Origin of the sequence: Amaricoccus sp. B4, assembly GCF_043226085.1 — a bacterium.
Lineage (GTDB): Bacteria > Pseudomonadota > Alphaproteobacteria > Rhodobacterales > Rhodobacteraceae > Amaricoccus.
Map to the genome: position 1 here is coordinate 3,902,070 of NZ_CP171225.1, position 21,359 is coordinate 3,923,428.

General features: G+C 67.2%; 21 protein-coding genes and 1 tRNA gene. 13 read left to right on the top strand and 9 right to left on the bottom strand.

Going from position 1 to position 21,359, the window contains the following annotated elements; translation table 11 throughout:
• The first annotated feature begins 709 nt into the window (after window positions 1-709).
• Window positions 710-1,192 carry a hypothetical protein gene (locus tag ACF66B_RS18725; RefSeq protein WP_111428861.1) on the top strand — a complete coding sequence of 161 codons (483 nt, stop codon included), beginning with the start codon at window positions 710-712 and terminating at the stop codon, window positions 1,190-1,192.
• A 7-nt stretch (window positions 1,193-1,199) separates the two neighbouring features.
• Here ACF66B_RS18725 and ACF66B_RS18730 read toward each other — a convergent pair whose 3' ends face one another.
• Window positions 1,200-1,469 carry a hypothetical protein gene (locus ACF66B_RS18730; RefSeq protein WP_111428860.1) on the bottom strand — a complete coding sequence of 90 codons (270 nt, stop codon included), beginning with the start codon at window positions 1,467-1,469 and terminating at the stop codon, window positions 1,200-1,202.
• 76 nt (window positions 1,470-1,545) lie between these two features.
• Between ACF66B_RS18730 and ACF66B_RS18735 the strand changes: the two genes are divergently transcribed.
• Genes ACF66B_RS18735 through ACF66B_RS18745 form a run of 3 tightly spaced genes read left to right on the top strand, consistent with a single transcriptional unit; the run spans window position 1,546 to window position 3,226 of the window.
• Window positions 1,546-1,857: a hypothetical protein gene (locus ACF66B_RS18735; RefSeq protein WP_111428859.1), complete on the top strand. Its 312-nt coding sequence runs from the start codon at window positions 1,546-1,548 to the stop codon at window positions 1,855-1,857.
• Window positions 1,858-1,871: 14 nt separating this feature from the next.
• Entirely contained in the window at window positions 1,872-3,011 is a 1,140-nt protein-coding gene (locus ACF66B_RS18740; protein WP_162683178.1) for a WD40 repeat domain-containing protein, read from the top strand.
• A gap of 23 nt (window positions 3,012-3,034) precedes the next feature.
• Window positions 3,035-3,226, top strand: a complete 192-nt coding sequence (locus ACF66B_RS18745) for a hypothetical protein (RefSeq protein ID WP_111428857.1) — start codon at window positions 3,035-3,037, stop codon at window positions 3,224-3,226.
• 64 nt (window positions 3,227-3,290) lie between these two features.
• Here the strand turns inward: ACF66B_RS18745 and ACF66B_RS18750 are convergent, their stop codons facing one another.
• Together ACF66B_RS18750 and ACF66B_RS18755 are read right to left on the bottom strand one after the other, a co-directional pair.
• Window positions 3,291-4,052 carry a DeoR/GlpR family DNA-binding transcription regulator gene (locus ACF66B_RS18750; protein WP_111428856.1) on the bottom strand — a complete coding sequence of 254 codons (762 nt, stop codon included), beginning with the start codon at window positions 4,050-4,052 and terminating at the stop codon, window positions 3,291-3,293.
• Between the two features lie 103 nt (window positions 4,053-4,155).
• Window positions 4,156-4,989 carry a universal stress protein gene (locus ACF66B_RS18755; protein ID WP_111428855.1) on the bottom strand — a complete coding sequence of 278 codons (834 nt, stop codon included), beginning with the start codon at window positions 4,987-4,989 and terminating at the stop codon, window positions 4,156-4,158.
• A gap of 121 nt (window positions 4,990-5,110) precedes the next feature.
• Here ACF66B_RS18755 and ACF66B_RS18760 point away from each other — a divergent pair, with 121 nt between their 5' ends.
• Window positions 5,111-6,577, top strand: coding sequence for an MFS transporter (locus ACF66B_RS18760; protein ID WP_111428854.1), 1,467 nt, complete (start codon window positions 5,111-5,113; stop codon window positions 6,575-6,577).
• A 150-nt stretch (window positions 6,578-6,727) separates the two neighbouring features.
• A complete protein-coding gene (locus ACF66B_RS18765) occupies window positions 6,728-9,238 on the top strand; it encodes a cation:proton antiporter (protein ID WP_162683177.1) in 2,511 nt (836 codons plus the stop codon).
• 244 nt (window positions 9,239-9,482) lie between these two features.
• Here ACF66B_RS18765 and ACF66B_RS18770 read toward each other — a convergent pair whose 3' ends face one another.
• From ACF66B_RS18770 to ACF66B_RS18780, 3 genes are all read right to left on the bottom strand, one after another.
• Window positions 9,483-9,788, bottom strand: a complete 306-nt coding sequence (locus tag ACF66B_RS18770) for a tryptophan synthase subunit beta (protein ID WP_392663578.1) — start codon at window positions 9,786-9,788, stop codon at window positions 9,483-9,485.
• 182 nt (window positions 9,789-9,970) lie between these two features.
• Window positions 9,971-10,047: transfer RNA gene (locus tag ACF66B_RS18775), tRNA-Met, on the bottom strand.
• A gap of 103 nt (window positions 10,048-10,150) precedes the next feature.
• Window positions 10,151-11,896, bottom strand: a complete 1,746-nt coding sequence (locus ACF66B_RS18780) for an alpha-amylase family glycosyl hydrolase (protein WP_392663581.1) — start codon at window positions 11,894-11,896, stop codon at window positions 10,151-10,153.
• A gap of 250 nt (window positions 11,897-12,146) precedes the next feature.
• On the opposite strand from ACF66B_RS18780, the gene ACF66B_RS18785 reads away from it, so the two are divergent.
• The gene (locus ACF66B_RS18785) at window positions 12,147-12,956 is read left to right on the top strand and encodes an HAD-IIB family hydrolase (RefSeq protein WP_111428852.1); all 810 of its coding nucleotides are present in this window, start codon (window positions 12,147-12,149) and stop codon (window positions 12,954-12,956) included.
• Between the two features lie 33 nt (window positions 12,957-12,989).
• Window positions 12,990-14,210 carry a glycosyl transferase gene (locus ACF66B_RS18790; protein ID WP_111428851.1) on the top strand — a complete coding sequence of 407 codons (1,221 nt, stop codon included), beginning with the start codon at window positions 12,990-12,992 and terminating at the stop codon, window positions 14,208-14,210.
• Window positions 14,211-14,249: 39 nt separating this feature from the next.
• Here ACF66B_RS18790 and ACF66B_RS18795 read toward each other — a convergent pair whose 3' ends face one another.
• Window positions 14,250-14,717 carry a hypothetical protein gene (locus ACF66B_RS18795; RefSeq protein ID WP_111428850.1) on the bottom strand — a complete coding sequence of 156 codons (468 nt, stop codon included), beginning with the start codon at window positions 14,715-14,717 and terminating at the stop codon, window positions 14,250-14,252.
• A gap of 148 nt (window positions 14,718-14,865) precedes the next feature.
• On the opposite strand from ACF66B_RS18795, the gene ACF66B_RS18800 reads away from it, so the two are divergent.
• Window positions 14,866-15,297: a SufE family protein gene (locus tag ACF66B_RS18800; protein ID WP_111428849.1), complete on the top strand. Its 432-nt coding sequence runs from the start codon at window positions 14,866-14,868 to the stop codon at window positions 15,295-15,297.
• A 32-nt stretch (window positions 15,298-15,329) separates the two neighbouring features.
• Window positions 15,330-16,343 carry a betaine--homocysteine S-methyltransferase gene (gene bmt / locus ACF66B_RS18805; protein ID WP_111428848.1) on the top strand — a complete coding sequence of 338 codons (1,014 nt, stop codon included), beginning with the start codon at window positions 15,330-15,332 and terminating at the stop codon, window positions 16,341-16,343.
• Between the two features lie 33 nt (window positions 16,344-16,376).
• On the opposite strand, the gene ubiB is transcribed toward bmt, so the two are convergent.
• Entirely contained in the window at window positions 16,377-17,903 is a 1,527-nt protein-coding gene (ubiB, locus tag ACF66B_RS18810) for a 2-polyprenylphenol 6-hydroxylase (RefSeq protein ID WP_111428847.1), read from the bottom strand.
• Window positions 17,903-18,658, bottom strand: a complete 756-nt coding sequence (gene ubiE, locus ACF66B_RS18815) for a bifunctional demethylmenaquinone methyltransferase/2-methoxy-6-polyprenyl-1,4-benzoquinol methylase UbiE (protein ID WP_111428846.1) — start codon at window positions 18,656-18,658, stop codon at window positions 17,903-17,905. Before ubiE ends, ubiB begins: the two co-directional genes overlap by 1 nt.
• Window positions 18,659-18,752: 94 nt before the next feature.
• Here ubiE and mutM point away from each other — a divergent pair, with 94 nt between their 5' ends.
• From mutM to rpsT, 3 genes are all read left to right on the top strand, one after another.
• The gene (mutM, locus tag ACF66B_RS18820) at window positions 18,753-19,610 is read left to right on the top strand and encodes a bifunctional DNA-formamidopyrimidine glycosylase/DNA-(apurinic or apyrimidinic site) lyase (protein ID WP_111428845.1); all 858 of its coding nucleotides are present in this window, start codon (window positions 18,753-18,755) and stop codon (window positions 19,608-19,610) included.
• A gap of 71 nt (window positions 19,611-19,681) precedes the next feature.
• Window positions 19,682-20,458, top strand: a complete 777-nt coding sequence (locus ACF66B_RS18825; RefSeq protein WP_111428844.1) for an enoyl-CoA hydratase — start codon at window positions 19,682-19,684, stop codon at window positions 20,456-20,458.
• Window positions 20,459-20,569: 111 nt separating this feature from the next.
• Complete coding sequence (gene rpsT / locus ACF66B_RS18830; protein WP_111428843.1) at window positions 20,570-20,836, top strand: 30S ribosomal protein S20; 267 nt, start codon at window positions 20,570-20,572, stop codon at window positions 20,834-20,836.
• Window positions 20,837-21,359: the final 523 nt, after the last annotated feature.

Sequence of the window (21,359 nt, forward strand, 5' to 3'; positions counted from 1 at the left end):
CGCCGGAAGCTCCCGTCCCGCGCGCTGCGCTGGGACCGGAGCGAGGCAGTGCCCCCGCATGTCTCCTCCCTTCCTTCGTTCTTCACGAGATCCCGCGTCGTGGCGGGACCGGCTTCTTCTGCAGCGTAACAAAGCAAGGACCGTGCCAGTCTTCGGATTGCGGCCTCCTCCTTTGGTGCAATGAGACGCGAAGGCCACAATTCGGCCGGAAAAGTCGCGTGATAACAGCCGCCGGTTGCCGGGGCTTCAGGAAGCGAATTCGCGTTTGCAGCAGGCGCGGCGTGCCAAAAAAGGCCGGTTAACGCATTTGAATTACGGGTAAAATTTTTGGCCCAGCGCGATCGCCTCGCTCCGGCACGCGCCCCTTTTTGATGCATCGCAAAGTCAGGTTTGGGCATCGGGCGGATGTTTTTTTCGCGCTCGGCGCCATTTTCGGGGCAAGGGCTTCCGAAGCATGCTTCCCGTTCACCTCGGACTGTAAAGAAGCGTTACACATGTAAATACACCGAAGCTGTACGTGTATTGTCCGCGGACACCTCTGTAAAAATTCATGTAGAAACTTCAATTATATATGAGCTTCACTTGACGAAATGCCGTGACTATTATGTGACTGGCAAGGGGAGCGACTCGGAGGTGTCCGGGGCGTGTGCCCGCCAGAACGAAGGACCCGCCGCCAAGGCCGGGCCAGACAGGGAAACGCCGCCGGATCATGTCCGACAAGGATGCAACATTACTCGGCCCGTCTTCGGAGCCCCAGCGCGTCGCCGAGGCGATCCTGCGCCGGGCGCCGCAGGATCTCGTGTTCCTCATGCGGTTTCTTGGCGAGAGCCAGCACCTGCTTCAGGTACACTTCCGGGACCACATCGCCGCCGGCCTCGCCGCGCGCGGCGTGACCCGCGAACGCCACCCCTTCCTCCAGGCCTTCATCGACAGCCATGCCACCGAACTCCGGGAGTTCGTCTATACCGGCATGTCGCTCTCCCGGCAGTTCCGGATCCGCGAGATCGAGGAGCTGACGGGCGATTCCTTCCAGGTGCTGCGGATGGATATCTGGGATGCGCTCGTCGCCAACATCGAGCTGGCCGAGCGCCGCTTCGCCGAGGAGGCGGACGCCCTGCCGGCGCTCATCGCGAGCCTCGAGCCGTCCCGTGCCGCCAGGGGCGAAGGGGAAGGGTCAGGCGATGACGGCTGAGCCGCGCTCAGTTCGGACGGGTCTGCCGATAGCCGGGCAGGTGGTCCCAGATCGAGGACAGATCCTCGCGCATCCGCCGGTGAAGCTCGGCCATGAGGCCGTCCCGAACCTCCGGATCGAGCTCATCTATTGCCTGGCGCAGCTCCGCCTCGACCGGGCTTCCCGGCGCGGCCGCGGCTTCGGCCGCCAGCAGGGCGCAGGGGTGATCCTCGCCCAGCCGGTCGGCCGCCACGCCGGCGAGGGCGGAGAGAAACGGGTCCCGGGATGCAGCGTTCATGCGTTCGTTCCTCGCGGTCCTGAAACGGGGCGCCGCTTCGGCCGCTCCCCCGGCTGAAGACCTACAGGAGAGGGGCATGACGGATCAATCGCGAAGCTTTCAGACGGTGATGATCGAGCGCACCCAGCTCGTCTGCCAGCTTGTCGAGCTCAACGGCACCCAGGTGCGCCTCGTGCAGGACGTCGGCGGCGCGGAAATCGACGTAATGACCTGCGAGCGGACCATCGCGGAGGATGGCGAGAGCGCGGCAGCACGGAGCGAGCTCGAAGCCGCGATCCAGCGGCAGGAGGCGGCGCTTGCGGCACTCGCGGAATGTGAAACGAGGCTTCTGCATCTCGAAGGGCGGGTGGATGCACTCGATCGCGAGATTGCGGCGGCCATGAAATGACAGGGAGATCCGAATTGGAAGAGACATTGACCAGGGCGCCGACGCTCTATGATCTTCTGGCCCGTGAATGGGGCGCCGGCTCTCCGGTCGGAGCCCTGCTGTTCAATGCGGACGGATCCGCAGTGGCCGCGGGGCTCGAGGATGGCAGCGTGGCGCTGGCGCGTCTCGAGGACGAGGAGGCGCCGGAAAAGCGCCTGCGGCTCGATTTCGAGACCGGGCGCACGACGATCCGGCCACGGGAGCGGCCCCCGGCGCCGCTGGCCCGCACCGAGCCTCTGGGCGAGGGCGCCCCCGTCCTTGCCGCGTTCCGCGACACGGGCTTTGCCGCGGGCACGTCGGACGGCCGCATCCTTCAGATCACGCCGCGCGGTCAGGTGGTGCGCCTGCGCGCCGGCGACGGCCGCGCCATCCTCGGGCTCGACCGGGCCGCCCCCCGCGGCGGGCAGCCCGGCCGGCTTGCGGCCGCCACGGCGGGTGGTGTCTGCATTCTCGACGAAGACACGCTCGAAACGGTTGCCGAGATCGACACGGACGCCCCTGTTTCAGGCATCGCCTTCTCGCCCGACGGCCAGGCGCTCGCCATCGCGCAGGCGGGCGGCGTCTCGATCTGGTCGAGCAGCGGCGGCGCCGCGCCCGTGCTGTCGCTGGCCGTCGAGGGCAAGCCGTCGACGCTGCGCTGGAGTGCCGCGGGCGATCTCTTGATCGCCGGGTGCGCGGAGGGCGGTATCGAGGCGATCTGGCCGGCCGAGGGCGCACAGGCACGGATCGAGGGCCCGGCGCCCGGCGCCGATCTGGCGCTGAACCAGGTGGCAGGGGCGGTGATCGCGTCTGGCGGCCTGCGGCCCGCGGCATGGGCTCTGCCCGCGACCCCGAAGGCCGCGGCGCGCGTTCAGGCGATCGCCACCGGCAGTCCGGGCATCGCGGCAATCGACGCCGTCACCACCCATCCCGATCGCGCGCTCTCGGCCTTCGGCTATGCCAACGGCCTCGTGCAGATCGCGCAGGTTGGCAAGGCCGACGAACTGGTCGTGCGCCCGGGCGATGGCGCGGCGGTCCGCGCTCTCGCCTGGTCGCGGGACGGCCGGCACATGGCAATCGGCACGGCGCGCGGGAATGTGGCGCTGGTCGCCTTTCCGAAAAACATGTTCAAGTAACCGGCATCCATAAGGAGGACATCATGGGACGAAGCCAGGAAGACGAGAGCAAGGACCGTTTCTTCGAACAGCTCGGGCGGCTGTCACAGGAAATGGTCACGGCGCATGACAAGGATTTCGCCATGGGCGCGCTGATCCTGGCGGCGCGCTGGATTGCGGAAGGCAAGGTCCATCAGGGCGGCAGCGCCGCTGTCGGGGAAGCTGCCCCGCATTGAGCGTCTGCTTCGTTCCGGGCCGAGGCCGGTCCGGAACGAAGCCGATCCGGAAAGGAATTGCGCCCTAGGCGCAGTGGATCCGGGTCCCGCCTGCGAGGATCGCCTCCCGCAGTTCCCCTTCGGGCTCGGCATCGGTCGCGAGCGCATCGATGTCGGTCCATTTGGCCCAGCGCGCCGGAAAGCTCCCGCCGAACTTGCCGCTGTCCGCAAGCAGCAGCGTATGCGTCGCCTGCCGCATCATCATCGCATAGACATCCGCGGATTCGATGAGCGCATCCGCGGGGCCGTCGGGCGTGAGGCCGCTTGCGCCGAGAATGGCCCAGTCCACCCGGAAATCCTGCAGGAAGCGGATCGTCGCGGAGCCGTGCATGCCGCCTTCGCCGGGGTGGTAGATGCCGGGCGCCATCAGCACGGTGATGGTGGGGTTGAGCGAGAGAACGGTGGCGACGCCGAAGGAATGCGCGATCACGGTGACGTTCTTCATCTCGACGGCGATGCGGCGGGCCATGTGCATCGTCGTCGCGCCCGAGCCGATCATCAGATGCCTGCTTTCCCCGAGCAGCGGCCGGGCGCGGCGCGCCATCGACTCCCGCTCGGCAACCCGGAACGTATGCCGCTCGCTCACATTCGGTTCGAGCGGTCGCCGGCGCAGCGCCCCGCCATAGGTCCGGTCGATGAGGCCGTCATGGGAGAGGGCGTCGAGATCGCGCCGGATCGTTTCCGGGGATACATCCATGAGTTCGGCGAGCTCATTTACCCTGAGCGACGGGGTCTGCTCCAGCTCGGCGAGGATGCGCTGCTGGCGCGAGGTCTTGTTGCGGGACATTTCCCCTCCGCGAAGCCGGTCCGTTGCCCCATCCTTCGCATTCGCACGGAAAGGGCAAGGGCCGTTCGGCGGCGGACATGTCGTATCCCGAGTGTATCGGGCCTCAATGCGCCATGAACAGCGGCATCCGGGCATTCCCGAGAATGTGCTGCGTTGCGCCGCCGAAGATGATCTGCCGGAGGCGGCTCTGGGTATAGGCGCCCTTTATGAGGATGTCGCAGCCTTCCGCCTCGGCGGCCTCGAGGATCGTCTTGCCGGACATCACGCTCCCCTCGGGCAGCAGCCTGAGATCGGCCTCGATGCCCTCGAGCGCGAGCTTGCGCCGGATCTGCCCGCCGGAGGGCGAGGCGAACTGCCCCGATTCGTCGGCAAGGATCACCAGCCGCGCGGCCTGCCGCAGCAGCGGCATCGCAAAGGTGAGCGTGCGCGCCGTCTCGTCGCTGCCGTTCCAGGCCAGCGCGTAGCAGCCGCCGACGCGGATGGGGCAATCGTTCGGCGCCATCATGATCGGCCCGCCGCTTTCGAACAGCGCCGCCTCGAAGGTCGCCATCGCATTTGGTCGCCTGGCCGGATGCGGAATGCAGGTGAGCGAGAAGGCCCGCGCGAGGCGGCCGAGCCCGTGATTGCCGATCGGCTTCGTCTCGTTCCAGATCGCGGCCGCGCCGCCGGCGGGCGGGGGCCCGGCGGAGACGGAAACCCCGCCTGCGGCCATCGCCGCAAGGAATTGCGTGCGCGCCTCCGCTTCCACATGGTCGTCGTCCGGCGCCGGCTCCTCGATCACGAATGCACTGCCCATGCCCCAGTCCACGCTCGGGACAGGCGGCTCGCGGAGGGGGATGCCTTCGATGAGGCTTCCGAGATGTTTCGCCACCTCCGCCGCGAGCATCAGGGATGACCTGCAATCCTGCTGGCCAACCGGAACCAAAATCGATTTCATGGACTTTGTCCCTTGTTATGCCAATACCGGCAGACTGCCCTGATTCCGCCGGACACCCAAGCGGAGTTTCGGCCCTGTCAGTCCCGACGAGTTCTCCACCCAACGCCGCTCCGGAAGACGCATGAGTTCACAAAAAGATTCCGCGGGCTTTTTCCAGCTCTTTCCGTCGATCGTTCTGCCGATGTTTCTCGCGGTGATCGACCAGACCATCGTTGCCGCGGCGCTGCCGGCCATCGCGGGCGATCTCGGCGGTGCCGAGCGGCTCTCCTGGATCGTGGTGAGCTATCTCGTGGCCGCGACCATTGCGGCCCCCGTCTATGGCCGCCTCGGCGATGTCTTCGGCCGGCGGAACCTCATGTTCATCGCCCTGGCGATCTTCGCGGCCGGGTCGATCGCCTGCGCCCTGGCGAGCTCCACGGGCATGCTTGCCGCCGCGCGGATCCTGCAGGGCGCGGGGGGCGGGGGGCTCATGACGCTCTCGCAGGCCCTTGTCGGCGAGACGATCCCACCGCGCGAGCGCGCCTACTATCAGGGCTATCTCGCAACCGTCGCGGTGACGGCGAGCGCCTTCGGGCCGGTCGCGGGGGGCCTCCTCACCGAGCATCTGGGCTGGCGATCGATCTTTCTGGTGAACCTGCCGACGGCCGCGCTCGCCGCGCTGCTGGTCTTCCGCCTGAAACGCCGCCCGGTCCTGCCGCAGCCCTTCCGCTTCGACCTGCCGGGGTTCCTGCTCTTCGGGATCTTCATCGCCGCAACCCTGGTGGCACTCGAGCGCGGCCAGGCGGCGGTCAGTGGCGCCTGGGCGATGAGCGCCGGGCTCGCGGTCATCGCCTTCGCGGCCCTCCTCCTGCTGGTGCGGCAGGAGCGCCGGGCCGCCTCGCCGCTCCTGCCGCTCGAGCTGTTGCGCAATTCCGCCATCTGGCGCTGCGATCTCATGGCGGTCTGTCACGGCGCGACACTCGTGTCGCTCATTACCTTCATGCCGCTCTTCTACCGGATCGAGCACGGCGCCTCGGCCTCGCGCATCGGCCTCCTGCTCCTGCCGCTCACCATCGGCATCGGCATCGGCTCGATCACGACCGGGCGGCTGGTCGGCCGCACTGGCCGGAGCGCGATCTTTCCCTCCGTCGGCCTCACGGTCGTGGCCCTCCTGCTGCTTGGCGCCTCGGTGTTCACCACCACGCTGGGCGCGGTCCCCACCGCGCTCCTCTTCGGCCTCTGCTCGCTCTTCATGGGCAGCGTGATGGGGGTTGTGCAGCTCACCGTGCAGATGTCCTCCGGCAAGGGGCTGCTCGGCTCCGGCGCCGCCACCGTGCAGTTCTCGCGCTCGCTCGGCGCGGCCTTCGGCACGGCGATCGTGAGCACGGTTCTCTTCCTCTCGCTCTCCGCCTCGGGCCCGGAGACGGGCGATGCCTTCGTGCGCGTCGTCCAGCAGGGCGCGTCCGCCCTCGACAGCCTCCCGCCGCAGGCGCTGGCCGAGATCGGCGATGCCTTCGGACAGGCGTTCTCCCGGCTCTTCCTCTGCACCGCCATCTTTGCCGGCATCGGCGCCGCGGCCGCCTGGACCCTGCCGCTCCGCAGGATCTGAGGGCCGGCGAACACCCCGGCGCGGCGGCCGGCACCCCTGACAAAATGCCGCCGAACACCCCGGTCGTGAGATGCCATGCCGCCGGTAAGATGCTATCCGCGGCTCGGGGTGGGCCTTGCTGCACCTCTTCGATTCGGACTGGATACCCTCGTGACCCTGATCGCGTTCCTGCTCGCCCTGGCCCTCTTCCTGACCGTGATCGGTCTCATGCAACCCTTCGCGCAACGCCTGCGATTGCCGCTCACGGTGGTGCTCGCCCTCGTCGGCATCGTCATCGGCGCCGGGGCGCTCTTCCTGCTCGCCACGCCGCTCACCGATGCGTTCAACGATGTGGCGCGCTCGGTGCTGGCGCTGCCGATCGGCTCCGAGGTCTTCCTCTACGTCTTCCTGCCGACACTGCTGTTCCAGACCGCGCTGACGCTCGAAGTCCGCCGGATGCTCGACGACTGGGTGCCGATCCTCGTCATGGCCGTGCTCGCCGTGGTCGTCGCCACCTTCGTCATCGGCTTTGCGCTCTTGCCGTTCGGCGTCCAGCCGCTGCCGGTCTGCCTCGTTGTCGCCGCCATCGTCGCCACCACCGACCCCTCGGCGGTGGTCGGCATCTTCCGCGATCTCAGCGCGCCCTCGCGGCTCGGCCGGCTGATCGAGGGCGAGAGCCTGATGAACGACGCCGCCGCGATCACGCTTTTCTCGGTCTTTATCGGCAGCATCGTCACCAATTCCGAGATCGGGCCGCGCGATATCCTCGACACGTTCCTGTTCAACCTGCTGGGCGGCATCGGCTTCGGCTATGTCGCGACGCGTGGGGCGCTTGTCCTGCTCTCGCTGGTGCGGGTGGACCGGATGGCGAGCATGTCGATCTCGCTGGCAACACCCTACGTGATCTTCATCATCGCCGAGCAGGTGCTGGGCGTCTCCGGCGTGATCGCCGTGGTCTTCGCGGGGCTCACGCTCAATCTTCTCGGGCCCTCGCGCCTGCCGCCGGAAAACTGGAACTACCTGACCGCAAGCTGGGAACAGCTCGCCTTCTGGGCCGGCACGCTCATCTTCACCCTCGCAGCCATCCTCGTGCCGCGCATTCTCGGCGGGCTCACGCTGGTCGAGGTCAGCCTCATCGCCGTCGTCATCATCGCGGCCCTCGCGGCGCGGGCGGTGGTGCTCTTCGGCGTCTTGCCTCTGCTCACCTTCGCCCGGCTCAGTCCGAAGGTCAGCCGCCCCTACAAGCTCGTCATCATGTGGGGCGGGCTGCGCGGCTCGGTCACGCTCGCGCTGGCGCTCGCCGTCACCGAAAACCCCTTCGTCCCGCCGGATGCACAGCGCTTCGTCGCCGTGCTCGCGACCGGCTTCGTGCTCTTCACGCTGCTCGTGCAGGGCACCACGCTCCGGCCGGTGATCCGCTATCTCGGCCTCGAGCAGCTCAACCCGCTCGATGTCGCGCTCCGCAAGCAGGCGATCGCGGTCGCGCTTCAGAACGTGCGGGAGGAGACCTCCGAGACCGTGAAGCGCTACGGCTTCCCGCCGGAGGTTGCGCGCGGCGAGGCCAAGGCCTTCGGCGAACGGCTCGACAAGGCCGTGCGGGAGGCGGAAGCCAGCGAGATCCGCGACCGCGACCGCATCACGCTCGGCCTTGTCACGCTGGCGGCCCGCGAGCGCGACATCATCCTCGACAAGTTCCGCGAACGGCTCATCACCGAAACCATCGTCGATCTCATGCTCTCGGACGCAAGCCGCCTCATCGACCGGACCCGGACGGGCGGGCGCCTCGGCTACATGCGCACGGCGAGTGCGGCGCTCGCCTACAGCCTCCGCTTCCGCATGGCCCAGAGGGTGCAGGTGCGCCTCGGCTTCGGGCGTCCGATCCACAACATGATCGCCGACCGCTTCGAGCGGCTTCTGCACACGCAGATCAACCTCAAGGAGCTTCACACCTTCACCAACCGCCGCATCCTGCGCATCCACGGCCGCCGGGTTGCGGAGATCATTCACGACATTCTCGAACGGCGCGGCGAGGAGGTCGAGCAGGCGCTCGATGCCCTGCGGCTGCAATACCCGGGCTACGCCGAGCGGCTGGAGCGCCGCTTCATCCGCAAGCTCGCCTTGCGGCAGGAAGAGCTCGAATATGACACGCTCCGGGCCGACCGGCTCATCGGCCCCGAGCTTTACCGCAGCCTGAGCAAGGCGATCGCGCAGGCCCGCGCGCTGGCCGACAAGCGCCCGCCGCTCGACATGGCGCTTCATAACCGCGAGATCATCCGCAATGCCGCGATGTTCCGCGACATGGACGACAAGGCCCGCGATCAGCTCGCCGAGGTGCTGGAGTCGTACTTCGTCTCCCCGGGCGAGGTGCTGATCTATCCCGGCGAGGTCTCGGAGAAGGTGTTCTTCATTGCCTCGGGCGCGGTCGAGGTCGAAACCGCCGGCCAGACCTACCGCCTGGGGCGTGGCGACATCTTCGGCGAACTGGGCGTACTCGGGCGCCGTCCGCGGCGGGCGAGGGTGTCGGCCATCAGCTACTCGATGCTGCTCTGCCTCGAGAAGACACGCTTTCTCGCCCTGATCGAGAAGAACCCCGAGTTGCGCGCCGTGGTCGAGCGGAGTGCCGCAGCGCGCAGGCTCGCCGCCGCTGCCAACCCGCCGGACCCTCCCGCCGCCGAAAGCTGAAGCCCGCTGCCGCCCCCGCGCCCGCAGAAGTGGCCTGCGGGCCGCGGCCAGCTCCCTCGGCCGCCCGCCTCACCCTCCCGCCGTGCCGGGGCGGAGAGGGGCCCGAGACCGCGCCCTGCCGCGCCTCGCGGGGCGTGACTGTCGCGGCCCATTCATGATTTGTTAACGGGTTTTTCCAGTCTTTTCAAAGGCATTTTCCGATTTTCACGGTGAAACGCCCCTATTTCACGCCTCCCGGCCCGGTTCACTCGGCCGAGCGTTTCCGCCGCCAGAGCCCGACCCGGCGCCGTCCCCGGATGAGAAGCCGCGAGACCGCGGGCCGCAGCCGCGGCACATCAAAGGCCAGCAGGAGAAGCCCCAGCGGCAGCATCCAGAGGCCGAAAACCGGCAGAATCCACAGGAAGCTGCCGAGGATCAGACCGCAGGCAATCGGCAGCCGAAACCGGCTGAGCCGTCCGCGCAGCAGCGGATCTATGATCCTGCGCGCAGGCGGCATGTCCCGCGCAATCGCATCGAACTGCCGCTCCAGCCGTGCCTTCTCGTCCGCCATCCCGATCTCTTCCGCCGATACGAACCAGAAATGGCCATCGACCCGCACCAGGTCAACCGGCCCCCCAGCCGGAGCGACAGGGATCAACCCGGCCCCCGGGAAGGCTCTCCCGCCATCACGGCAGACGCAAGCCAGCTGTCGCGAGCCGCCGCCACTGCCATCGCTTTTTCGGGGAGGGGTGTTGGTAGCGGAGGAGGGACTTGAACCCCCGACACGCGGATTATGATTCCGCTGCTCTAACCGGCTGAGCTACTCCGCCAACGCCGCGCTCTATAAGGAGCGGGCAGGGGGGCGTCAAGACAGGTTTGTGACCTCGCCGCCGCCGAATTTCACTTTTGTCTCCGTGGCGCCGCAAGGCGGGCTCAGCGCCGGTTCGAGATCCAGCGGCACTGGTAGGGCGCAAAGCGCATCACGTCGCGCGCGGGCGTGAAACGCTCGCCGGACAGGAGATCCACCCAGTCCTCGCCCGAGATGAGGTTGATCGCCATCACCGGGATTTCCACCTCCTCGCGGGTGACGTTGTGAAGCGCGAAGATCGACTGGTCCCGCTCGTGGCTCTGCCGCCAGAAGCCGAAGATGCTGTCGCCGAGATGCATGGTGAACTGGGTGGCGTTGGGGTGGAATGCCTTCTGGCGCCGCCGCACCGCGAGCCGTGCCTTCATGGCGGCCAGCACGCGTGCCTGCGGCGTCTCCGGATCCGCGAGCAGCGCCTGAAGCTCCGGATATTCCCAGTGGTGGCGGTTGATCGCGCGATTGGCCCCGGTCTTCTCCACGCCCTCCTGATCGTTCGGCGTCGCGAGGAAGGAGTGGATGTAGAAGGCGGGCAGCCCCTCGAGCGCCATCACGATGGTCTGGCTGCACAGGAACCGCTCGATCTGGTACTCGTCCTCGCCCTCGAGCGTGCCCTTCATCGCGTCGAAGAAGGTCACATTGATCTCGTAGGGCTTCTGGCCGCCATCGGGCATCGCGCGCATGCTCACCCGGCCGCCGAACGAGCGCACCGCGTCGATCACCGCCGCAATCTCGTCCTCGTCCAGCAACCCCTCGGCCGGGCGCATGCCGATCCCGTCATGGGAGGCGGAGAAGTTGAGATAGGCGCAGCCGAGCTGGGCCGGCGGCATCGCCATCTGCCACTGGTTGAGATAGCGGGCGCTTCCCGAGAGAAGCGCGTGCAGGATCAGGGGCGGCAGCGAGAAATTGTAGATCGCATGCGCCTCGTTGCGGTTGCCGAAATAGGAGAGGTTCTCCGCGTTCGGCACATTCGTCTCGGTCAGCAGCACCACGGGCTCGATCGAATAGTCGAAGAGCACCCGCATCAGCCGGACGATGGCATGGGTCTGGGGCAGGTGAATGCAGGGCGTGCCCAGCTCCTTCCAGATGAACGCAACCGCATCGAGCCGGATGATCCGCACGCCCTGATCGATATGGAGCCGCATCACGCGCAGGAATTCGAGCAGCACCTCGGGGTTGCGGAAGTCGAGATCGACCTGATCGTGGCTGAAGGTGCACCAGACATGCCGTGTGCCCTGTGCCGTCTCGACTTCGCGCAGCAGCGGGCTCGTGCGCGGGCGCACCACGGAGCTCAGATCGTCCGAGGGGTCGGCCTCGAAGAAGAACCGGTCATAGGGCTCGTGGCCCTGCCGGTATTCGTTGAACCATGTGCTCTGGCTCGAGACATGATTGAGCACGAGATCCGACATGAGCTTGAACTCGCTCGCGATGCGGCTCACATCCGCCCAGCTTCCGAGCACGCCGTTGACGGCACGATAGTCGGTCACCGCGAAGCCGTCATCCGAGGTATAGGGAAAGAACGGCAGGATATGCACCGCGTTCACCGCGCCCTTGAGCCGGGTCTCGAGAAAGTGGCGCAGCAGATCAAGCGGCTTGTGCGCTCCGTCGACGATCGAATTGCCATACGTGATGACGAGGGCATCCTTCTCGGACCAGAGCGCCGAGCCGGGTTGCCGCGCCCGGGCTCTGGGTTTTCGGTCTTCCGGCCAGAAGGCCTCGATGACCTGTCCGGTCAGGTCGCTCGCGCTGACCTCGGGATAAATCGACTCGAGCAAGGTCGAGAGCTTGATGCGCAGGGAGGAATGGGAAACTGCCACGAAAAGGGGAACTCGCTTGTCGGATTGCACATGTTTCAGCAAGGTTTCCCGTAACGCGTTCAGAAAACAAGCCGTATCAGCACGCTTTCTGCGCAACTTCGCGACAGGCGCTGTTTTTTATGCAGTTATGGTGCCGCCAGTGGCAGCGCAGCGATTTCCGGTTTTGCGCCCGCGGCATGGCCGCTAGCCTTCGGGCATGGCCGTGCGGGAATCGTGCGGCGCCCCTGGTTCAAGAGCGCTGCGACTGCCGATGCCCCGATCCCGCCGCCCCGGACTTGTCGTCTTCTCCGATCTCGACGGCACGCTTCTCGATCACGAGACCTATGGTTTCGAGGCGGCGCGCCCGGCGCTGGAAGCCTTGCGCGCGCGCCGGATTCCGCTGGTTCTCGCCAGCAGCAAGACCGCCGCCGAAATCGCCCCCCTGCGCGCACGGCTGGGCTTTTCCGGCTGCCCGGCCATCGTGGAGAACGGGGCCGGGCTGTTGCCTGGCGGCGCCATGCCCTCCGGAGGCGGTGAGGTCTATGCCCGGCTGCGCCACGCGCTCGAAACCGTTCCGGCGCGCCTGCGCGCGGGCTTCTCGGGCTTCGGCGACTGGGATGCCGCGGAGGTCGCCCGCCGCACCGGGCTTGATCCGGACACGGCCGCGCTTGCGCGCCTGCGGCAGTTCTCCGAGCCCGGCCTCTGGACCGGCCCCGGGGCGGATCTGCCCGCGTTCGAGGCCGCCCTTCGGGAGCGGGGCCTCGCGGCCCGCCGCGGCGGACGCTTTCTCACCCTGAGCTTCGGCGGCACCAAGGCCGACCGGATGGCGGAGATCCGTCGGGCCTGCGCGGGCACCGAGGATGCCTTGCCAATGACCCTCGCGCTGGGCGATGCTCCCAATGACATAGAGATGATCGAGGCCGCCGATTTCGGGGTCATCGTCGCCAACCCGGCGCATGAGCCGCTGGCGGAGCTTCAAGGCGAGGCGCTCGGCCGCATCAGACGCACCCGTGCCATCGGGCCTGCAGGCTGGAACGAGGCCGTTCTGGCCATTCTTACCGAAGCCGCCCCGGCGCCGTGAGGCCGGCGCGCGCGGACACACGGGAGTTGACCACTGGCAGACTTTCATCAGAACGGCTTTGTCGCGACGCTGCACAATCTGCGCGCGACCGACCCCGAGATGCTCACCGCACAGCTCGAAGGCTTTGCGCGCACCCGCAAGATCACCCTGATCCTGCCCTCGCTCTATTCGGAACTGGAGGGCGAGGCGCTTCCGCATATCGTCGAGGAACTCGCAGGCGCGAGCTACCTCAACAAGATCGTCATCGGCCTGGACCGCGCCGACGCGGCGCAATACCGCCATGCAAAGGCCTTCTTCTCCCGTCTGCCGCAGGATCACGCCGTGCTCTGGAACGATGGCCCGAGGCTGCGCGAGATCGACGCGCGCATGGAGCAGATCGGCCTCGCGCCCGAAGAGCCGGGCAAGGGCCGCAACGTCTGGTACTGCATGGGCTACGCGCTGGCCTGTCAGGACAGCTCGGTGATCGCGCTTCATGATTGCGACATCACCACCTATTCGCGGCACATGCTGGCGCGCCTCGTCTATCCGGTGGCGAACCCGAATTTCCCCTATCAGCTCTGCAAGGGCTACTACCCCCGCATCGCGGACGGAAAGCTCAACGGCCGGGTGAACCGGCTGCTCGTCGGCCCGCTCCTCATCGCGTTGAAGAAGGTCGTCGGCGACCGGGAGTATTTCGACTACCTTCGCGCCTTCCGCTATCCGCTCGCCGGCGAGTTCGCGATGCGGACGGCCATCGTGCCCGACATGCGCATCCCCTCCGACTGGGGCCTTGAGATCGGCGTGCTGTCGGAAGCCTGGCGCAATCTCAACCCGCGCTCGATCTGCCAGGTCGACATTTCCGACGCCTACGACCACAAGCACCAGCCCGTCTCGGCCGAGGATCGCGGCCAGGGGCTTTCGCGGATGTCCGTCGATATCTGCAAGGCGCTTTACCGCAAGCTCGCGGGGGAAGGCGTGGTCTTCAGCCAGGAGACCTTCACCTCGCTCAAGGCGACCTATCACCGCATCGCGCTCGACATGATCGAGAGCTACTACGCGGATGCGATGCTGAACGGTCTGCACCTCGACCGGCATCAGGAAGAAAGCAACGTCGAGCTCTTTGCCTCGAACGTGGTCGAGGCCGGGAACGTCTATCTCGAGAACCCGATGGAAACGCCCTTCATCCCGAGCTGGAGCAGGGTCTACTCCGCAGACCCCGACATCATGCGCCAGATGCGCGACGCGGTCGCCGAGGATAACGCCGAGCACGGCTGAGGGGCCTGCGGGCGAGGCGGCTGCCTGGCCCGCGCCCCTCTACCTCTCGAGCGGCAGGGTCTGGACGGAGGTCGCGCCGCGCAGGCGGATGGTGCGGATGCGCCGGACATGATCCTCGGGCAGGAAGTATCCCGCGCGCAGCACCCGTGCCGCGGCAGGTTCCGGCGGAGCCGGGCCGATCGGCGGCACGGCGAGGAGCTGGAAGTCGATCGTCTCCGGCGGAGGGCCGTCCGACTGCGGCGCGTCCGGCAGGGAATCGGGCCGCATGAGCAGCGCAGTATTGTACCCGGCCGTCGGGGCGATGCCTTCGACGAGAATGATGTAGCCGTTCAGTGCCGGTTCGACCCGGGCAGAGGCGACATCGATCGGAACCGGATCCGGCACGGGCGTTCCGCCCAGCTTGAACGTGTCTTCTCCGTCGCCCTCACGGCCGACGAAGCTGGGCAATTGAATGGAACAGCCGGAAAGCCCGGCCACCATCACCAAGACAAGCACATTCCTCGACATAACGTCCCGAATTCAGCCACCCGATCGCAAATAGACCGTGCCGGATGGGTTGGAAAGGGAAAACCTCGCCCGACCCGCTTGACTCTGGACCTTGCGTGGCGTTGCGCCTACATCTTTGGGAGATTTCCATAAAACCGGATGGATCACGGTGGCGGCTCAGGACTTCGAAGATATCGCAGCGGATTTCGACTTCCTCGACGATTGGGAGGACCGCTATCGCTATGTCATCGAGCTCGGCAAGAAGATGCCGCCCCTCGACGAGGCGCTGAAGAGCCCCGCAACCAAGGTCGAGGGCTGCGCGAGCCAGGTCTGGATCGTGCCGCGGCTCGAGGGGGAGGGGGCGGACGCCCGCTTCGAGTTCGACGGCGATTCCGATGCGATGATCGTGCGCGGTCTCATCGCCGTGCTGCACAGCCTCTATTCCGGGCTGACGGTGCGCGAGGTTGCCGCTGTGGATGCCCCGGCCGAACTCGGCCGGCTCGGGCTCGAAGGCCATCTCTCGACGCAGCGCTCGAACGGGCTCAGGGCGATGGTCGGCCGGATCCGGGCGATTGCGGAAACGGCGCTTCAGCGGGCCTGAACCGCCGGTCAGATTGAGGAGGCTCGGGGCCGATGCGCGCGACGCTGCAATCCCTCCTGTCCGGACGCGACTGGATCCTTGCCGATGGGGCGACGGGCACCAGCCTCTTCGCGATGGGGCTCGTGTCGGGCGATGCGCCCGAACTCTGGAACGTCGAGGCGCCCGAACGGGTGCGCGGGCTTCACGCCGAAACCGTTGCCGCGGGCAGTGATCTCTTCCTCACCAACAGCTTCGGTGCCAATGCCAGCCGCCTGAAGCTTCACGAGGCGCAGGATCGCGTGGCCGAGCTCAATCGCGCCGCGGCAGGGCTCGCGCGCTCGGTCGCGGATGCCAGCGGCCGCCAGGTGGCCGTTGCGGGCTCGATGGGCCCCACGGGCGAGATCCTTGCCCCGCTCGGGTCGCTCGAGGCTTCTGAGGCTGCGGATATTTTCGAGGCGCAGGCCCGCGCATTGCTCGAGGGCGGGGTGGACCTCCTCTGGGTCGAGACCATGTCGTCGGCGGAGGAGTTCCGGGCCGCGGCCGAGGGCATCGCGCGCACCGGCGCGCCCTGGTGCGGCACGATGAGTTTCGACACCGCCGGGCGCACCATGATGGGTGTGAGTGCCGCCGACATGGTGCGGCTGGTCTCCGAGCTTCCACACAAGCCGCTTGCCTTCGGCGCGAATTGCGGTGTCGGCGCCTCGGATCTCCTGCGGACGGTCCGCGGCCTCGCCGGGGCGCACCCCGATCTGCCGCTCATTGCCAAGGGCAATGCGGGCATTCCGAAATTCGTGGCGGGCCATATCCATTACGACGGCACACCCGAACTCATGGCCGAATATGCCGTGCTGGCGCGGGCTTGCGGCGCGCGTATCATTGGCGGGTGCTGTGGCACGACCGCGGCGCATCTCTCCGCCATGCGTGCCGCCCTCGAATCCGCGCCTGCGGAGGCGGCAGCCCCCGATCTCGATACGATCGCCACCCGCCTCGGGCCGTTCTCGTCCGCGTCCGACGGCTCCGATGCCGGCGGCTCTCCGGATCGCCCGGCCCGCCGCCGGCGCCGCTGACCGGCGCGTTCGGCGAAAGGCCTCCGGCCCTATCTAGAGCAGCGTTCCGAGCGCAACGAGGGCCGCGCCGCCACAGGCGCCCGCAACGCCCCAGAGCCAGCCGGGCAGGCCGCCGCGCTCCGGCGCCCGCCGCGGCGCGGTCGCGGTCATCAGCGCCCGCTCCGCAAGTTGCGGCAGCCGCGGCCCGAGGCGCGAGAGGATGCGCACCGCCGAGGCAAGATCGCGCGCCACAGCCTTCGGCCCGAGATTGTCGGAAATGTACTGCGTCACCACCGGCCGCGAGGTCTCCCACATGTTCATGGCCGGGTTGAGGCTGCGCGCCACGCCCTCGACGACGACCATCGTGCGCTGGAGCAGGATGAGCTCGGTGCGGGTCTCCATGCCGAAGCGCTCCGTCACCTCGAAGAGATGCGCGAGCAGCCGCGCCATGGAGATCTGGGTCGCGTCCTGCCCGAAGATCGGTTCGCCGATCGAGCGCAGGGCCTGGGCAAAGGCCTCCATGTCCTGCGTCGCGGGCACGTATCCTGCCTCGAAGTGAACCTCCGCGACCCGCTGGTAATCCTTCTTCAGGAAGCCGATCAGGATCTCGGCATAGACCCGGCGGGTATAGGCGTCGATCCGGCCCATGATCCCGAAATCGAGCGCCACCAGGGCCCCGTCGGGCGCGAGCTTGAGGTTGCCCTGATGCATGTCGCCGTGGAAGTAGCCGTCCCGCAGCGCATGGGTGAGGAAGACCTGGATGATCCGCTCCGAAAGCCGCACGAGATCCGTGCCCTGCGCCTTCAGCGCCGGCACATCGCCCATGTTCGTGCCCGTCACCCACTGGAGCGTCAGCACCCGGCGCTCCGTCGCAGGCCAGATGACCGAGGGCACCCGGAAATCCGGCTCCTTCGCGTTGTTGGCCGCGAATTCCGCCGCCGCCGCCGCCTCCATCCGGAGGTCGAGCTCGCCGAGCACCACGCCCTCGAAATGCTCGATGACGGCGCGGGGTTTCAGACGGCGCGCGAAGGGCGCAAGCACCTCGACGAGCGAGGCCGCGAGGTAGAAGGCATCGACATCCCGCAGGAAAGCCCGCTCGATCCCGGGACGGAGCACCTTCACCGCGACCGTCTGCCCGGTTTCGCGCAGGACGGCGCGATGGACCTGCGCGAGCGAGGCCGCCGCGATCGGCTCGCTGAATTCCGAGAACACCTCGTCCACCGTCCGCCCGGTGGCCGCCGCGAACTCCGCCCGTGCCGCCTCGATGGGGAAGGGAGGAAGCTTGTCCTGAAGCACGGTCAGCTCGCGCGCGAGCTCCTCGCCCACCACGTCGGGCCGGGTGGACATGAGCTGGCCGAACTTGATGTAGGCCGGCCCAAGCGCCGTGATCGCGCGCAGCACCGGCGGCTGCGACGGGTCGCCCTCGTAGCCCAGCCACTGGAAGGGCCAGCCGAGCACACGGGCTGCCACGCGCAGGAGCGGCGGCGCGTCGAACGCCTCGAGCGCCATCGCCATCGCGCCGGTGCGCTCGAAGGTCGCGCCGGTCCGGATCAGCCGCCAGATATTGTGCGGGCCGCGCATCAGATCTTCCAGCCGGAATGCAGGGCGGCGATTCCCATCGAGAGATTGCGGTAGCTCACCTGCTCGAATCCGGCAGCGCGGATCATCGAGGCGAAGGTCTCCTGATCGGGAAAGCGACGGATCGATTCGACGAGATACTGATAGCTGTCCCGGTCGCCGGCGATCGCCTGGCCCATGCGCGGGATCACGTTGAAGGAATAGCTGTCGTAGATCCGGCGCAGCATCGCGTTCGGCACCCGGCTGAATTCCAGCACGAGAAACCGCCCGCCGGGCCGCAGCACGCGATAGGCCTCCGCGATCGCATCCTCGATCCGGGTGACGTTCCGGATGCCGAAGGAGATCGTGTAGGCGTCATAGCTCGCGGAGGGCAGGGGAAGCGCCATCGCGTCGCCCACGATCCAGTCGAGCTTGCCCTCGATTTCCCGGCCCTCGACCCGCGCGCGGCCCTCGACCAGCATGCTCTCGGTCATGTCGAGCACCGTCACCTGGCCCTCGCCCTTCACGCGCTCGAGGAAGCGAAAGGCGATGTCGCCCGTGCCACCCGCCACGTCGAGCAGCTTCATGCCGCGCCGCGGCGCCAGCCAGTCGAGCAGCGCATCCTTCCAGACGCGGTGAACGCCGAGGCTCATCGCGTCGTTCATCAGATCGTAGCGCGAGGCGACGGAGGTGAAGACACCATGCACCCGCCCCGCCTTCTCGGACTCCGGCACGGTTTCGAAACCGAAATGGGTGGTGCGGTCGGGCGCGTCGGACATCTGAAAGGGCCTTTGCTTGCGGAACCTTCCCGTGCTTATAAGGCGCGCCCGGGCGGAGACAACCTCAACCGGGCGTATCGGCAGAGGGGCGAGGATGCCTGAACTTCCGGAGGTCGAGACGGTTCGACGCGGGCTTCTCCCCGTGCTCGAGGGGCAGCGGATTGCCTCGGCCGAGGTGCGCCGCCCCGATCTGCGCTGGCCTTTCCCGGAACGCATGGCCGAACGGCTTGCGGGAGCACGGGTCGAAACCCTCGCGCGGCGCTCGAAATATCTGCTTGCCGGGCTCGATACCGGCGAGACCCTCATCATCCATCTCGGCATGTCCGGCCGCCTTCTCATCGGCGCCGAGGTGCCCGGCGGCTTCCATCATGCCCCGCCGCTCCCCGGCAAGCACGATCACGTTATCCTCCATGTCGAGGCGGGCCCCACGATCACCTTCAACGACGCCCGCCGCTTCGGCGCCATGGATCTCTGGCCGACCGCTGCCATCGAAAACCACCGTCTGCTCGCCCGCCTCGGGCCGGAGCCCCTCGGCAACGGCTTCAACGCCGAATGGCTCGGCGCGCGCTTCGCAGGCCGCCGGACCCCGGTGAAGGCCGCGCTGCTCGACCAGGCCAATGTCGCGGGGCTCGGCAACATCTATGTCTGCGAGGCGCTCTGGCGGGCGCATCTGCCCCCGATCGCTCTGGCGGGCAGCCTTGCCGCGGCGGAGATCGAGCGCCTCGTGCGCGAGGTGCGTGCGGTGCTCGAGGATGCGATCGCGGCCGGAGGCTCCTCCCTGCGCGATTACCGCCGCGCCGATGGCGAACTGGGCTATTTCCAGCATTCCTTCGCCGTCTATGGCCGCGAGGGCGAACCCTGCCGCACGCCGGGGTGCGAGGGCACAGTTGCCCGCATCGTGCAGTCCGGCCGGTCCAGCTTTCATTGCCCGATCTGCCAGCGCCGGGGTTGATCCCCCGCCGTGGCTTGGATTAGCTGGCGCACCGACACGTGAAACCCAGGCTCGGAACGAGGAGACCCCCCATGGCGTATGAAACCCTGATCGTCGAGATCGAGGACCATGTGGCGCAGATCCGCCTCAATCGTCCCGAAGCGCTCAATGCGCTCAACTCCCAGCTCCTGGATGAACTCGCCGCCGCTCTCACCGACCTCGATGCCAACCGCAAGGTGCGCGCGATCGTGCTGACGGGCTCCGAAAAGGCCTTTGCGGCCGGGGCGGACATCAAGGAGATGTCGGAGAAATCCTTCGTCGACATGTATGTCGAGGACATGTTCACCCGCCCGAGCGAGGCGATCCTCGCCTGCCGCAAGCCGATCATCGCGGCGGTCGCGGGCTACTGCCTCGGCGGTGGCTGCGAACTCGCGATGATGTGCGACTTCATCCTCGCGGCCGATACGGCGAAATTCGGCCAGCCCGAGATCAATCTCGGCGTGATTCCCGGCATGGGCGGCACCCAGCGCCTGACCCGCCTCGTCGGCAAGTCCAAGGCGATGGAGATGTGCCTCACCGGCCGCTTCATGGATGCCGCCGAGGCCGAGCGGGCGGGCCTTGCGAGCCGCGTGGTGCCGGCCAAGGATCTGGTGCGCGAAGCGATGGACGTTGCGGCAAAGATTGCCGAGAAATCGCCGATCGCCGTGCGCGCGGCGAAGGAATCGGTCAATCGCAGCTACGAGATGACCCTGCGCGAAGGGGTGCTCTTCGAGCGCCGCCTGTTCTTCGGCCTCTTCTCCACCGAGGATCAGGCCGAGGGCATGGCGGCCTTCGCCGAAAAGCGGACGCCGCAGTTTCGCGGAAAATAGCGGAAATATCCGCCCCGCAGGCCCCTGCGCCGTGTTGACAGCCCTGATCCGCGACCTTAAAGAAGCGGCTTCAAGAATTTCCCTGACGACCGAGATACGGACAAGCAAAACATGGCAAACTCGCCGTCCTCCAAGAAGCGCGCGCGCCAGATCGAGCGCCGCACCGAGGTCAACAAGTCGCGCCGGACGCGCATGCGCACTTTCATCCGCCGGGTGGAAGAGGCGATCGCTTCTGGCGATCATGATGCTGCTGCCGAGGCGCTTCGTGCGGCCCAGCCCGTGATCATGCGCAGTGTTTCCAAGGGCATCGTTCACAAGAACACCGCCAGCCGCAAGGTGTCGCGTCTCGCGCATCGTGTGAAGGCGCTCGCTGCCTGAGATCTGACCTTTTGTCGCGTTCTGCGTGACATGGTGGGGCGCACCTTCGTGGTGCGTCCCCCTTTCGCATGTGCGAATTGCATATTGCACATCCATGTTTTCGAGAATGCGATGTTCCACCTTCGGTCCGGTTGTCCGTGAGAGGGGGCTTCGGTATCGTGAGTTGTCCCGAGCGAATCTGTTCTGTCATGTTTGGGGGCTGAGTAAGGGGTATTCCTCGTGATGGGATCTTGCGATGTCGCGCGAGCGGCCTGTTAGGGCTGGCGCGTGGGTCGGAGGCAGCAGTCTTGCCGCATGCAAAGGTTTTGGCGTTAGGCGCCATTTACTCCTTGCGGTTGGCATGAGGGCGTGTTTGTGCATCCGCACAACGCCGTCTTGAAGAAAAAAGGTGGGTCGGCGCAGGATCTTCGTGACAACGAAACCGGCGGCAGTGGGGCTTTGGCCCTGTTTCGTCGTCCGCGTTCGTCAGTCGCTCCATGCGCCGGTCTGACGTCGGATCATGACAGCCCCTACAGAGTTGATG

Bases quoted from the DNA above. Each gene is read 5' to 3' on its own strand.
- ACF66B_RS18725 (WP_111428861.1), top strand. From the start codon at position 710: ATGTCCGACAAGGATGCAACATTACTCGGCCCGTCTTCGGAGCCCCAG.
- ACF66B_RS18730 (WP_111428860.1), bottom strand. From the start codon at position 1,469: ATGAACGCTGCATCCCGGGACCCGTTTCTCTCCGCCCTCGCCGGCGTG.
- ACF66B_RS18735 (WP_111428859.1), top strand. From the start codon at position 1,546: ATGACGGATCAATCGCGAAGCTTTCAGACGGTGATGATCGAGCGCACC.
- ACF66B_RS18745 (WP_111428857.1), top strand. From the start codon at position 3,035: ATGGGACGAAGCCAGGAAGACGAGAGCAAGGACCGTTTCTTCGAACAG.
- ACF66B_RS18750 (WP_111428856.1), bottom strand. From the start codon at position 4,052: ATGTCCCGCAACAAGACCTCGCGCCAGCAGCGCATCCTCGCCGAGCTG.
- ACF66B_RS18755 (WP_111428855.1), bottom strand. From the start codon at position 4,989: ATGAAATCGATTTTGGTTCCGGTTGGCCAGCAGGATTGCAGGTCATCC.
- ACF66B_RS18760 (WP_111428854.1), top strand. From the start codon at position 5,111: ATGAGTTCACAAAAAGATTCCGCGGGCTTTTTCCAGCTCTTTCCGTCG.
- ACF66B_RS18770 (WP_392663578.1), bottom strand. From the start codon at position 9,788: ATGGCGGACGAGAAGGCACGGCTGGAGCGGCAGTTCGATGCGATTGCG.
- ACF66B_RS18785 (WP_111428852.1), top strand. From the start codon at position 12,147: ATGCCCCGATCCCGCCGCCCCGGACTTGTCGTCTTCTCCGATCTCGAC.
- ACF66B_RS18795 (WP_111428850.1), bottom strand. From the start codon at position 14,717: ATGTCGAGGAATGTGCTTGTCTTGGTGATGGTGGCCGGGCTTTCCGGC.
- bmt (WP_111428848.1), top strand. From the start codon at position 15,330: ATGCGCGCGACGCTGCAATCCCTCCTGTCCGGACGCGACTGGATCCTT.
- ubiB (WP_111428847.1), bottom strand. From the start codon at position 17,903: ATGCGCGGCCCGCACAATATCTGGCGGCTGATCCGGACCGGCGCGACC.
- ubiE (WP_111428846.1), bottom strand. From the start codon at position 18,658: ATGTCCGACGCGCCCGACCGCACCACCCATTTCGGTTTCGAAACCGTG.
- mutM (WP_111428845.1), top strand. From the start codon at position 18,753: ATGCCTGAACTTCCGGAGGTCGAGACGGTTCGACGCGGGCTTCTCCCC.
- ACF66B_RS18825 (WP_111428844.1), top strand. From the start codon at position 19,682: ATGGCGTATGAAACCCTGATCGTCGAGATCGAGGACCATGTGGCGCAG.
- rpsT (WP_111428843.1), top strand. From the start codon at position 20,570: ATGGCAAACTCGCCGTCCTCCAAGAAGCGCGCGCGCCAGATCGAGCGC.